This is a genomic window from Streptomyces sp. NBC_01304 (assembly GCF_035975855.1).
In the GTDB taxonomy this organism is placed as follows: domain Bacteria; phylum Actinomycetota; class Actinomycetes; order Streptomycetales; family Streptomycetaceae; genus Streptomyces.
In genome coordinates, this window is sequence record NZ_CP109055.1 from 8018241 (window position 1) to 8030860 (window position 12620).

At 71.4% G+C, this 12620-nt stretch carries 14 protein-coding genes; 10 read left to right on the forward strand and 4 right to left on the reverse strand.

Annotated elements, in window-relative coordinates; genetic code table 11:
- The first annotated feature begins 8 nt into the window (after window positions 1-8).
- On the forward strand, window positions 9-704 hold the full coding sequence (locus OG430_RS35605) for a DUF2567 domain-containing protein (RefSeq protein ID WP_327356768.1): 696 nt from the start codon (window positions 9-11) through the stop codon (window positions 702-704).
- Window positions 705-1064: 360 nt separating this feature from the next.
- On the opposite strand, the gene ybaK is transcribed toward OG430_RS35605, so the two are convergent.
- The 4 genes from ybaK to OG430_RS35625 form a co-directional block, all read right to left on the reverse strand.
- Window positions 1065-1565 carry a Cys-tRNA(Pro) deacylase gene (gene ybaK / locus OG430_RS35610; protein ID WP_327356769.1) on the reverse strand — a complete coding sequence of 167 codons (501 nt, stop codon included), beginning with the start codon at window positions 1563-1565 and terminating at the stop codon, window positions 1065-1067.
- 31 nt (window positions 1566-1596) lie between these two features.
- Window positions 1597-2346 carry an LON peptidase substrate-binding domain-containing protein gene (locus OG430_RS35615; RefSeq protein ID WP_327356770.1) on the reverse strand — a complete coding sequence of 250 codons (750 nt, stop codon included), beginning with the start codon at window positions 2344-2346 and terminating at the stop codon, window positions 1597-1599.
- A gap of 22 nt (window positions 2347-2368) precedes the next feature.
- Window positions 2369-3343, reverse strand: coding sequence for a hypothetical protein (locus OG430_RS35620; protein ID WP_327356771.1), 975 nt, complete (start codon window positions 3341-3343; stop codon window positions 2369-2371).
- Window positions 3344-3572: 229 nt separating this feature from the next.
- A complete protein-coding gene (locus OG430_RS35625) occupies window positions 3573-5165 on the reverse strand; it encodes an oxidoreductase (RefSeq protein ID WP_327356772.1) in 1593 nt (530 codons plus the stop codon).
- A gap of 196 nt (window positions 5166-5361) precedes the next feature.
- Between OG430_RS35625 and hisD the strand changes: the two genes are divergently transcribed.
- From hisD to OG430_RS35670, 9 genes are all read left to right on the forward strand, one after another.
- A complete protein-coding gene (gene hisD / locus OG430_RS35630) occupies window positions 5362-6684 on the forward strand; it encodes a histidinol dehydrogenase (protein WP_327356773.1) in 1323 nt (440 codons plus the stop codon).
- Window positions 6681-7829: a histidinol-phosphate transaminase gene (locus OG430_RS35635; protein WP_327356774.1), complete on the forward strand. Its 1149-nt coding sequence runs from the start codon at window positions 6681-6683 to the stop codon at window positions 7827-7829. The genes hisD and OG430_RS35635 overlap by 4 nt, the downstream gene beginning before the upstream one ends.
- Window positions 7826-8419 carry an imidazoleglycerol-phosphate dehydratase HisB gene (gene hisB / locus OG430_RS35640; RefSeq protein ID WP_327356775.1) on the forward strand — a complete coding sequence of 198 codons (594 nt, stop codon included), beginning with the start codon at window positions 7826-7828 and terminating at the stop codon, window positions 8417-8419. Before OG430_RS35635 ends, hisB begins: the two co-directional genes overlap by 4 nt.
- On the forward strand, window positions 8416-8583 hold the full coding sequence (locus tag OG430_RS35645; protein WP_327356776.1) for a hypothetical protein: 168 nt from the start codon (window positions 8416-8418) through the stop codon (window positions 8581-8583). The genes hisB and OG430_RS35645 overlap by 4 nt, the downstream gene beginning before the upstream one ends.
- Before the next feature lie 4 nt (window positions 8584-8587).
- Window positions 8588-9238: an imidazole glycerol phosphate synthase subunit HisH gene (gene hisH, locus OG430_RS35650; protein WP_327356777.1), complete on the forward strand. Its 651-nt coding sequence runs from the start codon at window positions 8588-8590 to the stop codon at window positions 9236-9238.
- The gene (priA, locus tag OG430_RS35655; RefSeq protein ID WP_327356778.1) at window positions 9238-9966 is read left to right on the forward strand and encodes a bifunctional 1-(5-phosphoribosyl)-5-((5-phosphoribosylamino)methylideneamino)imidazole-4-carboxamide isomerase/phosphoribosylanthranilate isomerase PriA; all 729 of its coding nucleotides are present in this window, start codon (window positions 9238-9240) and stop codon (window positions 9964-9966) included. The genes hisH and priA overlap by 1 nt, the downstream gene beginning before the upstream one ends.
- Window positions 9963-10367, forward strand: coding sequence for a RidA family protein (locus tag OG430_RS35660; RefSeq protein WP_327356779.1), 405 nt, complete (start codon window positions 9963-9965; stop codon window positions 10365-10367). Before priA ends, OG430_RS35660 begins: the two co-directional genes overlap by 4 nt.
- Window positions 10364-11119, forward strand: coding sequence for an imidazole glycerol phosphate synthase subunit HisF (gene hisF / locus OG430_RS35665; protein ID WP_327356780.1), 756 nt, complete (start codon window positions 10364-10366; stop codon window positions 11117-11119). The genes OG430_RS35660 and hisF overlap by 4 nt, the downstream gene beginning before the upstream one ends.
- A 121-nt stretch (window positions 11120-11240) precedes the next feature.
- Window positions 11241-12485: a cytochrome P450 family protein gene (locus OG430_RS35670; RefSeq protein WP_327356781.1), complete on the forward strand. Its 1245-nt coding sequence runs from the start codon at window positions 11241-11243 to the stop codon at window positions 12483-12485.
- The last annotated feature ends 135 nt before the right edge of the window (window positions 12486-12620 follow it).

A 12620-nucleotide genomic window follows, 5' to 3' on the forward strand; every position in this document is an offset into this window, starting at 1 on the left:
ATGGCAGAGTGACCGCACCGCATACGCCGCCCCACCAGCCGCCGCCGAACCAGCCGCAGGACCCCTGGCAGGCCCCACCGCCGCCGTCCGGGGGAGCCTCGTACGGCAAGCCCGGCGCGGGCGGCACCGCTGTCGCGGCCGAGCTGCGCGAGGGCGCGATCGCCGCTGTGGCCGTGACGATCGGCGGTGTGCTGCTGGGACTGCTGTGGCTGTGGCTGGCGCCCAAGGTGGCGCTGATCTCGAACGGCGAGGCGGTCTTCATCAGGGACACCGAGGGCGAGCAGGCGATCGGTGCGGACGGAACGTTCATCCTGCTCGGGCTCGCGTTCGGCGCGCTCAGTGCGCTCGTGGTCTTCCTGCTGCGCAGGCGCGGCGGCATCGCACTCGTCGTCGGCCTCGCGGTCGGCGGGCTGCTCGCGTCCGTCCTGGCCTGGCGCTTCGGCATCTGGTTCGGCCCGGGCGACGACGTGGTGGCGCGCGCCAAGGCGGCCGGCGAGGGCGTGGCCTTCGACGCCCCGCTGAAGCTGAACGCGCTCGGCGGACTGCTCGCCTGGCCGGTCGCGGCGATGGCCGTGCATCTGGCGCTCACCGCGATGTTCGGGCCGCGTGACGACCCGTCGCACGCCTACTGGGACCGGCCGGGGCCGGGCCAGGACCACCTGCCGGAGGACCGCCTGCCGGAGCAGCCGGGCGGTCACTCCTGACAGTGGGCCCTATGCGGGCCGGTGCCCGTGGTTGGCCTTGCCCTTTTTGATCCGCCACTTCCGCTTGCGCGTCTTCTTCGACATGCCCTGTGTGACTAGTCGAGGTACGGGCGTACGTCGAGGGGGTGCGCAAGCCATCCGCGGGCGGCCGGGCCGGATGCGGTCCGGCTAGGGCCTGTCCGGCGGATCTTCGCGGGCCCACGACGCCTGGCACGCGCCCCCAGCCTCCGGCCGGGGGTGCCCCCGCTCGCCGCACGCCCGAATCACCCAAGTACGTCCAGTACGAGGGCGATCCGGGCGCACGCCGAGAGCACGCACCAGACGCCGCGGGCTCTTCCGCGAAGATCCGCCGGACAGGCCCTAGGCCCGCCCGACCGGGGCGAGCACCGCCTCGGTCAGCTTTGCCAAGTCGTCCGGTGCGAGCTCCACTTCGAGGCCGCGGCGGCCCGCCGAGACGCAGATCGTGGAGTGCGCCGAGGCCGAGTCGTCCAGGACCGTGCGGAGCTTCTTGCGCTGGCCCAGGGGCGAGATTCCGCCGCGTACATAGCCGGTCGTACGTTCTGCCGCGACCGGGTCCGCCATCGCGGCCTTCTTGCCGCCCACCGCGGCAGCCAGCGCCTTCAGGTCGAGGGAGCCCGCGACCGGGACTACGGCCACGGTCAGTTCGCCGTCGACCTCGGCGACCAGGGTCTTGAAGACGCGGTCCGGGGAGACGCCCATGGCCTCGGCGGCCTCGTCCCCGTAGGACGGGTGGGCCGGGTCGTGCGCGTACTGGTGGACCGTGAACGGCGCACCGGCCGCGGTCAGGGCGACCGTCGCGGGCGTGCCGGCGGACTGCTGCTTCTTGGGCTTCTTCGCCAACTCGATTCAAGCCTTATGTCGGTTGCGGGCCTCAGTTGAGGCTGGTCGGTCCCCGGGTCAGCTCGACCGCGGGCAACGACGGCAGATTACGGATGACCGCCGTCTCGGAGCGAAGGAGTTTCAGCTCGTCGCGCAGGCGCGAGGCGGTGTCCGGGGCCTCGAGGAGGCGCTGCTTGGTGGGGACGTCGAGGACGGCCGCCGCCGCGACGAGATACGACACCACGGAGGGCTCGTCGGGCAGCTCCGCGCCCGTGGACAGGGAGCGTTCCCGGGCGCCCGCGAGGCGCTTCTGGTAGGCGCGGAACGCCCGCAGCACGCCCTCGGCGAGGGCGCCCGCCTCGTCCCCCGGGTCCTCCTCCAGCTCCTCCAGCTCGGCCGTCAGATAGGCGCCGGACGCGTCCACGGAGAGCAGCCTGACCCGGCTCGTACCGGTGGCGAGGACCTCGAAGCTGCCGTCGGCACGCTCCCGGATCGTCGCCGCGTCCGCGATGCAGCCCACCTCGTGGAACGACGTGATCGGGTCCTCGCCGAAGCCGGCCGCGGGGCCGCGCTCGGGCACGGACGTCCGGTCCGGCATGCCGGGGGCGGCCGGGGCCACCTCCAGACCGTCGCGGATGGCGACGACCGCGAAGCGCCGGGGCTCGTCGGAGTCCTCGGGGATCGCCTTGACGAGGTCGCGCATCATCGCGCGATAGCGCTCCTCGAAGACGTTCAGAGGCAGCACGAGTCCCGGGAACAGCACGGTGTTCAGCGGGAAGAGGGGAAGCCGGACGGTGGTCACGACCCTCAAGCCTAGTCGCCGCTCAGCGCGGCCCGGAGCGACGGCGTCCGGTCCGGCTGCGGAGAGGGGTCGCCGCGGCTACCTCAAGGCGTATTCCGTCGCGCAGTTCGAGGAACTGGCCGAGCGGATCGTCCGAGATCCGGTCCCACGGGAAGGAGGTCGCGTGCGGCCCGATCAGGCGGAGCTGGTCCAGGGCGTCGGTCCAGCGCTCCAGGCGGATCAGGACGTACGTGAGGAGGTTGCGGACCTCCGCCGGGTAGGGGTCGGCGGGTGCGTAGGTCGCGGAGAGGGCGATGGCGCGGTCGGCGGCCGCGTCCAGGCGTTCGCGGGGGATCACCGTGCCGCCGGGGCCCTGGAGGTAGGCGAAGGCGGCACGTACCGGAAGGGCCTGTATCAGCGAGCCCGGCAGGGTGTCGGCCGCGGCCCGCTCGGCGAAGTCGAAGCACTCGCGGTGCGAGCCGTACCAGGAGGCGGACAGGTACTGCAGGGCCGCCGCGTGGCAGCCGTAGTGGTGCGGCGAGCGGCGCACGGCCTCCGTCCACAGCCGCTCGAAGGCGGTGTGCGGGGCGTTGCTGCCGCGGGCGTGGTCCAGGGCGAGCCGCCACGGCACCGGGTCGCGCGGCTCGCCCTCGGCGGCGGCGGTGATCAGCGGGGCGACCTCGCGCAGGAGCTCGACGCGGGCCGGGGACTCCCAGCCGCGGCGGACCTCGGTCTCGGCCTTGAGGAGCAGGGCGTCCGGGTCGTTCGGGGCCGCGGCCTGCCAGAACTCCAGCCACTCGGGGCGCTGCCGGGCGAAGGCGGCGAGGTGGAGCGTGTAGCGGTCGCGGTTCTCCCACTCGGCGGCTTCGCGGGTTGCGGCGAGCAACTTGGCGGCGGGGCCGTAGTCGCCGGCGCCTGCCGCGACGAGGGCGGGGGCGAGGCGGTCGTCGGGCGCGTCCAGGAGCACCTCGTCGTCGGCGGGGAGGCCGTCGGCGAGGCGGGAGGTGTGCGTGATCATCCTTAGGGTGCGGATGAGGGAGCCCGGCAGTGGCATGGTGGCTCCCCCCTTTGCGCCTAAACCGGCGCCGCTCTCGCGGACCTGGCTGATCGCCGTCGTGGTACTCAATTGATGGTTGCGGTGCGCGATATTGATGGTTGCGGTGCGCGGTGGGAAGACACCGGATCACTGCAGTTGGTTGCCTGAGCGCCGGATAACAATTTGGTGGCGCCGTGGCGATGCCTGGAGGTCAGCCCCGCCGCAGCAGCCGCGAAGCCCCCGCCGCCACCGTCGTGGCCAGGACCCAGCCCAGCAGGATCAGGGCCGCCGCCGCCCACTGCCAGGCGCCCTCCACGCGCCAGTAGCCGTCCTGGCCCAGGTTGATCACCGGGACCAGGAGGTCCAGGGCGTACAGGGTCGGTTCCCAGGCCGGGCCTTCGCCGGGCTTGATCGCCGGGGGGTCGTAGCGGGAGAAGGCCAGGGCGCCGACGGCCCAGAGCACCGCCATCCAGACCGCGGCCCGGCCGGGGCGGTAGCCGTAGGCGACCGTCCAGTCCTGGGCGTACCCCCAGAGCTTGGCGGCGGGTGAGGAAAGGGTCTCGCGGCGGCGGCGCTGCTTGGCGAGGAGGACCTCGCGGGCGTCGGAGTCCTCGCCGCTGTTGCGCAGGACGGCCGCGAGGCGCTCGTACGGCTCCGGGCTGTACTCCGGGGTCGACGCGAGCAGCCACTCCAGGCGGCGGGAGAGCGGGAAGCCGCCGCGCGGCACCAGGTTCTCGTAGGTGAAGCCGCCGACCCTGAGCTGACCCGGGCCCGGCCAACTCGTCGACTTGTCGACCAGGTTGACGACCCGGGCGCCGGACAGGATCACCCGGCCGCGGGCCGGGCGCTCCCCGGTGAAGCGCAGCTCGGGGGTCTGGATGCGGCGCATCGACAGCTCCTGCTCCTGCTCCAGGAGGAAGCGGGCCTGGTCGAAGTCGACGGCGTCGCCGAACCGTCCGTCGTCCAGGCGGATGCCGCCCTGGCACTCGAAGCGCTGGATGCGGACGCCGCGCGCGGGCGTCGCGCCACCCGTCACGCGGGGATTGCTCACGGCGGCGGGCGTCAGATACAGGGTGCGCTCGACCGTGATCTGCGGGGCGTTCAGCGCCTTGGAGCCGTACGGATTGATGAGCCGGCTGCCCCGCAGGCTCAGCGAGACGCCGACCTGGGCGCCGCGCAGCGAGAGCTCGCCGTGCGACTCCAGCATCTCGGCCTGCAGGTCCTGGCCGACGAAGAGCCCGTCGCCCATGATCGTGCGATTGCTGCGGTCCCGGTGCACGACGGCCTGGCTGAGCAGCAGATCGGTGCCGATGTGGGCGTCCGTGAGCCGGATCCCGCGGTGCACCTGGCAGCGGGGGAGATGCAGATCGCCCTCGGTGTGCAGCCGGGCGGCCTCCAGGCGGGGGATCGAGCACTCCATCAGGCGCAGCGTGGTGAAGCGGCTCTCCGGGAGCAGGATCTCCTTCTCGAAGCGGCAGCCGCGCAGCTCCACGTACGGCTTCACCGTGCCGCCCGCGACGTCGAGGATGCCGGTGATCAGCACGCCGGTCAGCTTGACGGAGGAGACCCGGCCGGGCAGCGCGGGCGGCCCGTCCAGGAGGAGCCGGCACAGGACGCGGGCCCGGATGCTGCGCCCGGGGCCCCAGGGGTGGCCGCCGAACGGGTCGTCCACGGCCGGGTCGCCGCTGGAGAGGTCGTATCTGCTGCCGTTCCGGAAGGCCTGCCACATGCCCATCTCGGCGGCGGTGAGGTCGTCCGGCATCTCGTCTGCGGTGTCGTCGGGCCGCCCCGTACCGTCGGTCACTACTGCGTTCTCCCCCTTGCCCGGTGGGCGCGGCCGCCCTGGGGCGTCGGCCCGTGCCTCGTACACCTGTTCATTCCCGCTGAGTGACGACGTGAACGCTAGTGGTGAAGGTCGTCTTCCGGTGAACCACTGGGGCTTGTATCAGCCAGTGATACGGACGTCATGCGTGCGAGGACCGTCTGAGAGAATTGGACCCGTGATCTCCGTTATCGACCTGCGCGGCGAGGCCCTCCCTGAGGGTGCCGCCCTGCGCACGCTGCTGCCCCGAGCCGACTTCGACGTTGCGGCCGCCCTGGACAAGGTGCGCCCGATCTGCGAGGACGTGCATCATCGTGGCGACGCGGCGCTGGTCGAGTACGCGCAGAAGTTCGACGGTGTGCAGCTGGACCAGGTCAAGGTCCCGGCCGAGGCGCTGGAGAAGGCCCTGGCGGAGCTGGACCCCGAGGTCAGGGCCGCACTGGAGGAGTCGATCCGGCGGGCCCGCATCGTCCACCGCGCACAGCGCCGCTCCACCGAGACCACGCAGGTCGTGCCCGGCGGCACGGTCACCGAGCGCTGGGTGCCGGTGGACCGGGTCGGGCTCTACGCGCCGGGCGGCCGGGCCGTCTACCCGTCGTCCGTGATCATGGACGTGGTGCCGGCCCAGGAGGCCGAGGTCCCCTCGATCGCGCTCGCCTCGCCCGCCCAGAAGGAGTTCGGCGGCCTGCCGCACCCCACCATCCTGGCCGCCTGCGCCCTGCTCGGAGTCGACGAGGTGTACGCGGCCGGCGGTGCCACCGCCGTGGCGATGTTCGCGTACGGCACCGAGTCCTGCCCGCCCGCGCCGATGGTGATGGGCCCCGGCAACATCTGGGTGGCCGCCGCCAAGCGCTACTTCACCGGCGTCATCGGCATCGACTCGGAGGCAGGACCGACCGAGATCGCCGTCCTCGCCGACGACACCGCCGACCCGGTGCACGTCGCCTCCGACCTGATCAGCCAGGCCGAGCACGACCCGCTCGCCGCCTCCGTCCTGGTCACCACCAGCGAGGCGCTGGCCGCCGGGGTGCAGAAGGAACTGGCGGCGCAGGTCGCCGTCAGCAAGCACCGCGAGGAGCGGATCGAGCCCGCGCTCCAGGGCAAGCAGTCCGCGATCGTCCTGGTCGACACCGTCGAGGACGGCCTCGCGGTCGTGAACGCGTACGGCGCCGAGCACCTGGAGATCCAGACCGCCGACGCCGCAGCCGTGGCCGAGCGCGTCACCAACGCCGGCGCGATCTTCGTCGGGCCCTACGCCCCCGTCTCGCTCGGCGACTACTGCGCGGGCTCCAACCACGTGCTGCCGACCGGCGGTTGCGCCTGCCACTCCTCGGGTCTGAGCGTGCAGTCCTTCCTGCGCGGCATCCACATCGTCGACTACTCGCAGGGCGCCCTCGCCGACGTGGCCCACCACGTGGTGACCCTCGCGGAGGCCGAGGACCTGCCCGCGCACGGCGCGGCGATCAAGGCGAGGTTCGGATGGAAGGTCCCGGGCAAGTGAGCGACGCAAGCGATCAGCGAAGCAACGTAACGATCGACGAACTGCCCGTACGCGACGAGCTGCGCGGCAAGTCCCCGTACGGGGCGCCCCAACTCGAGGTCCCCGTACGCCTGAACACCAACGAGAACCCCTACCCGCTGCCCGAGCCCCTCGTCGCGCGCATCGCCGAGCGGGTCGCGCAGGCGGCCAGGAACCTCAACCGCTACCCGGACCGGGACGCGGTCGAGCTGCGCACCGAGCTCGCCCGCTATCTGAGCCGCACAGCGAAGCACGAGGTCACGGTCGGCAACGTATGGGCGGCCAACGGTTCCAACGAGGTCATCCAGCAGCTCCTGCAGACCTTCGGCGGACCCGGCCGCACCGCGATCGGCTTCGAGCCCTCGTACTCGATGCACGGCCTGATCTCGCGCGGCACCGGCACCGGCTGGATCTCCGGGCCCCGCAACGACGACTTCACCATCGACGTCGAGGCGGCCACCAAGGCCATCGCCGAGAACCAGCCGGACGTCGTCTTCATCACCTCGCCCAACAACCCGACGGGCACGGCGGTCGACCGCGACACGGTCCTCGCGCTGTACGAGGCCGCGCAGGCGGCCAAGCCGTCGATGGTGGTGATCGACGAGGCGTACATCGAGTTCAGCCACGGCGACTCGCTGCTTCCCCTCATCGAGGGTCGGCCGAATCTCGTCGTCTCGCGCACCATGTCCAAGGCCTTCGGCGCCGCCGGACTGCGCCTCGGCTACCTGGCCGCCGACCCGGCGGTGGTGGACGCGGTGCAGCTCGTACGCCTGCCGTACCACCTGTCGGCCGTCACCCAGGCCACCGCGCTCGCGGCCCTGGAGCACACCGATACGCTCCTCGGGTACGTCGAGCAGCTCAAGGTGGAGCGCGACCGGCTCGTCACCGAGCTACGGGCGATCGGGTACGAAGTGACCGCGTCGGACGCGAATTTCGTGCAGTTCGGCAGGTTCGAAGGCGAGGGAGCCTCCCACGCGATGTGGCAGAAGATCCTCGACCGGGGCGTCCTCGTCCGTGACAACGGCGTACCGGGGTGGCTTCGGGTCACCGCCGGGACCCCCGAAGAAAACGACGCGTTCCTCACTGCGGTACGCGAACTGAAGAAGGAGCAGGGGCAGAGAGCATGAGCCGCATCGGACGCGTGGAGCGCACCACCAAGGAGACCTCCGTCGTCGTCGAGATCGACCTCGACGGCACCGGCAAGGTCGATGTCGCGACCGGGGTCGGCTTCTACGACCACATGCTCGACCAGCTCGGCCGCCACGGCCTCTTCGACCTCACGGTCAAGACCGAGGGCGACCTGCACATCGACTCGCACCACACCATCGAGGACACCGCCCTCGCGCTCGGCGCCGCCTTCAAGCAGGCGCTCGGCGACAAGGTCGGCATCTACCGCTTCGGCAACTGCACCGTCCCGCTGGACGAGTCGCTCGCCCAGGTGACCGTCGACCTCTCCGGCCGCCCGTACCTCGTGCACACCGAGCCCGAGAAGATGGCGCCGATGATCGGCGAGTACGACACGACGATGACCCGGCACATCCTGGAGTCCTTCGTCGCCCAGGCGCAGATCGCCCTGCACGTCCACGTGCCGTACGGGCGCAACGCCCACCACATCGTCGAGTGCCAGTTCAAGGCCCTCGCCCGCGCGCTGCGTTACGCCTCCGAGCGCGACCCGCGTGCGGCCGGCATCCTCCCGTCGACCAAGGGCGCACTGTGACCGGCCTCTCCACCATCCTCATCGTCGTCGGCCTCTTCCTGGCCGGCGGTGTCTACTCCTTCTCCAAGCAGAAGATGCCCAAGGGCCTGATCGTGCTCCTCGGCATCGGCTCCGTGATGTGCCTGGTGGCCGGGGTCCTGCGCATTCAAGGGATCTGGGACTGACACCATGACTGCTTCTTCCACGGCCAAGAAGGTCGTCGTCTTCGACTACGGCTTCGGGAACGTGCGGTCCGCCGAGCGGGCGCTGGCCCGGGTCGGCGCGGACGTCGAGATAACCCGTGACTACGACACGGCCATGAACGCCGACGGCCTGCTCGTCCCCGGCGTCGGCGCCTTCTCCGCCTGCATGAAGGGCCTCAAGGAGGCGCGCGGCGACTGGATCGTCGGCCGCCGCCTCTCCGGCGGCCGCCCCGTGATGGGCATCTGCGTCGGCATGCAGATCCTCTTCGCCCGGGGCATCGAGCACGGCGTGGAGACCGAGGGCCTCGACGAGTGGCCCGGCACGGTCGAGCCCCTCAAGGCGCCGATCGTCCCGCACATGGGCTGGAACACGGTCGAGGCCCCCGAGGACACCGAGCTGTTCGCGGGCCTCGACGCCGACGCCCGCTACTACTTCGTGCACTCGTACGCCGTCCGCGACTGGACCCTCGAGACCGGGAACGCCAACATCCGCGCCCCCAAGGTCACTTGGGCCACGCACGGGGAGCCCTTCGTGGCCGCCGTGGAGAACGGCGCGCTGTGGGCGACCCAGTTCCACCCCGAGAAGTCCGGCGACGCCGGCGCCCAGCTGCTGACCAACTGGATCGGAACCCTGTAATGGCTTCGAAGCTTGAACTCCTGCCCGCCGTCGACGTCCGCGACGGCCAGGCCGTCCGCCTCGTCCACGGCGAGTCCGGCTCGGAGACCTCCTACGGCTCCCCGCTGGAGGCCGCCCTCGCCTGGCAGCGCTCCGGCGCCGAGTGGCTGCACCTGGTCGACCTGGACGCCGCCTTCGGCACCGGCGACAACCGCGCGCTGATCGCCGAGGTCGCGGGCGCCATGGACATCAAGGTCGAGCTGTCCGGCGGCATCCGCGACGACGACACCCTCGCCGCCGCGCTCGCCACCGGCTGCACGCGCGTGAACCTGGGCACCGCCGCCCTGGAGACCCCCGAGTGGGTCGCCAAGGTCATCGCCCAGTACGGCGACAAGATCGCCGTCGGCCTGGACGTACGCGGCACGACGCTGCGCGGCCGCGGCTGGACCCGTGACGGCGGCGACCTCTACGAGACCCTGGAGCGCCTCAACGCCGAGGGCTGCTCCCGCTACGTCGTCACCGACATCGCCAAGGACGGCACGCTGCAGGGCCCCAACCTGGAGCTCCTGCGCAACGTGTGCGCCGCAACGGACCGTCCGGTCGTCGCCTCCGGCGGCGTGAGCAGCCTCGACGACCTGCGGGCCATCGCCTCGCTCGTTCCGCTGGGCGTCGAGGGCTCCATCGTCGGCAAGGCGCTGTACGCCAAGCAGTTCACCCTGGAAGAGGCCCTTGAGGCGGTCTCCTCATGACGTCCGATGCCATCCGGCGCGTGCGGAGCGGCAGCCCCTGGGAGGACGTCTTCGGCTTCTCCCGGGCCGTCGCGGCGGGCGACCGGGTCGTGGTCGGCGGCACGACGTCGTTCAAGGGCGACATCCTGTACGGCGAGGGCGACCCCTACGAGCAGGCGAAGGTGGCTTTCTCCCACGCCATCGAGGCGCTGGGCGAGTTCGGGATCGGCGCCGAGTCCGTCATCCGCACCCGCATGCTGCTGACCCACGCCCGCGACGCGGACGCGGTGGGCCGCGCCCACAAGGAGTTCTTCGACTCCGTACGCCCCGTGACGACGCTCGCCGTGGTGCACGCCTTCGTGGACCCGCGGATCCTGGTCGAAGTAGAGCTCGAAGCCTTCCGAGGAGCACAGCAGTCATGACCCTGGCGGTCCGAGTCATCCCCTGCCTGGACGTGGACAACGGCCGGGTCGTCAAGGGCGTCAACTTCCAGAACCTGCGTGACGCGGGCGACCCCGTCGAGATGGCCAAGGTGTACGACGCCGAGGGCGCCGACGAGCTCACCTTCCTGGACATCACCGCGTCCTCCGGCAACCGCGAGACGACGTACGACGTGGTCCGCCGCACCGCCGAGCAGGTCTTCATCCCGCTCACCGTGGGCGGCGGCGTCCGCACCGCCGAGGACGTCGACAAGCTCCTTCGCGCCGGCGCCGACAAGGTCGGCGTGAACACCGCCGCCATCGCCCGGCCCGAGCTGATCCGGGAGATCGCCGAGCGCTTCGGCCGTCAGGTGCTGGTCCTCTCCGTGGACGCGCGCCGTACCGAGTCCGGCTCCTTCGAGGTGACGACCCACGGCGGCCGCAAGTCCGCCGGCATCGACGCCGTCGAATGGGCGCACCGGGCGGCCGAGTTGGGCGCGGGCGAGATCCTGCTCAACTCCATGGACGCCGACGGCACCAAGGACGGCTACGACCTGGAAATGATCGCGGCCGTACGCAAGCACGTCACCGTCCCCGTCATCGCGTCCGGCGGCGCCGGCAAGCTGACCGACTTCCCGCCCGCGATCGCGGCGGGCGCGGACGCCGTACTCGCCGCGTCCGTCTTCCACTTCGGGGATCTGCGGATCGGCGAGGTCAAGGGGGCGCTGCGGGAAGCGGGTCACCCGGTGCGGTGAAGGGCCGTCGGTGAGGGTGAGCAACTGCCGGGTTTTTGGCGGGAATTGAGAGACGATCGTCGCCAGGATGGGGAAGCCGCCCGGGTTAGCGTGTTGTTCGACCCACTGAAGGGGAGTTCGCATGTCTGCTCGGTCCACTGCCGATCTGCTCCTGTTAAGCCCCGACTTCACCAGTAACCCCTACCCCGTCTACGCCGACCTCCGGGCGAAGGCGCCAGTGCACCGCGTGCGTACCCCGGACGGCGTGGAGCTCTATCTCGTCGTCGGTCACGACGCCTGCCGTGCCGCCTTCACCGACCCGAGGCTCAGCAGGGACTGGCGCCACTCCGGTCCGGACATCGAGTCGACCGTCGGCGTGCAGAAGGACGACCCGGCCCTCGCCCACATGCTGATGTCCGACCCGCCGGACCACACGCGGCTGCGGCGCCTGGTGGCAAGGGAGTTCACGCCTCGCCGGATCGAGGCGCTCGCCCCGCGCATCCAGGAGCTCACCGACGAGCTGCTCGACGCGATGACGGCGAAGGCCGGGACGGCCGGGAAGGCCGGGAAGGCTCCCGGGGAGGAGCGGCGGGCCGACCTGATCGACTCCCTGGCCTTCCCGCTGCCCATGACGGTCATCTGCGAGCTCCTCGGCGTGCCCGAGCTGGACCGCGAGTCGTTCCGCGGCTGGTCCAACGAGATGGTGGCCCGCACCAGCGTCGAGGCCGAGATGGCCGCGTACGCGCAGATGCCGGTGTATCTGGCCGAGCTCATCGACGCCAAGCGGACGGCGCCCGGCGACGACCTGCTCAGCGCGATGATCCACGCCGTCGACGAGGGCGGTGACCGGCTCTCGCCCGACGAGCTGATCGGCATGTGTGTGCTGCTGCTCATCGCCGGGCACGAGACCACGGTCAACCTCATCGGCAACGGCATGCGCGCCCTTTTCGCCCACCCCGGCCAACTGGATCTGCTCCGCTCCGACTTGAGCCTGATCGACGGCGCCATCGAGGAGATGCTGCGGTACGACGGCCCGGTCGAGACCTCCACCGAGCGGCTGGCCGCCGAGGACGTCGAGCTGGGCGGCGTGCTGATCCCGAAGGGGAGCGCGGTCCTGATCGCCATCGCGGACGCCGACCGCGACCCGGCCCGATTCGAGGACGCGGACGGCTTCGACATCCGCCGGGACGCCCGCGGCCACATCGCGTTCGGGCACGGCCTGCACTACTGCCTGGGCGCACCGCTGGCCCGTCTGGAGGGCCGGATCGCGCTGCGCAGCCTGCTGGAGCGCTGCCCGGACATCGCGGCGGACGCGGACGAGGGCACGCTGGAGTGGATGCCGGGGATGCTGATCAGGGGTGTACGGAAGCTGCCTGTGCGGTGGTGAGACCGGGTGTACGGAAGCTGCCTGTGCGGTGGTGAGACCGGGTGTACGGAAGCTGCCTGTGCGGTGGTGAGACCGGGTACACAGAAGCTGCCTGTGAGGCGGTGATCCGGGGGTACTGAAGCTGCCGGTGAGGCG

Excerpts from the sequence above, each read along its gene's own strand:
- OG430_RS35620 (WP_327356771.1), bottom strand. The coding sequence starts at position 3,343 with ATGATCACGCACACCTCCCGCCTCGCCGACGGCCTCCCCGCCGACGAC.
- hisB (WP_327356775.1), top strand. The coding sequence starts at position 7,826 with ATGAGCCGCATCGGACGCGTGGAGCGCACCACCAAGGAGACCTCCGTC.
- hisH (WP_327356777.1), top strand. The coding sequence starts at position 8,588 with ATGACTGCTTCTTCCACGGCCAAGAAGGTCGTCGTCTTCGACTACGGC.
- priA (WP_327356778.1), top strand. The coding sequence starts at position 9,238 with ATGGCTTCGAAGCTTGAACTCCTGCCCGCCGTCGACGTCCGCGACGGC.
- OG430_RS35660 (WP_327356779.1), top strand. The coding sequence starts at position 9,963 with ATGACGTCCGATGCCATCCGGCGCGTGCGGAGCGGCAGCCCCTGGGAG.
- hisF (WP_327356780.1), top strand. The coding sequence starts at position 10,364 with ATGACCCTGGCGGTCCGAGTCATCCCCTGCCTGGACGTGGACAACGGC.
- OG430_RS35670 (WP_327356781.1), top strand. The coding sequence starts at position 11,241 with ATGTCTGCTCGGTCCACTGCCGATCTGCTCCTGTTAAGCCCCGACTTC.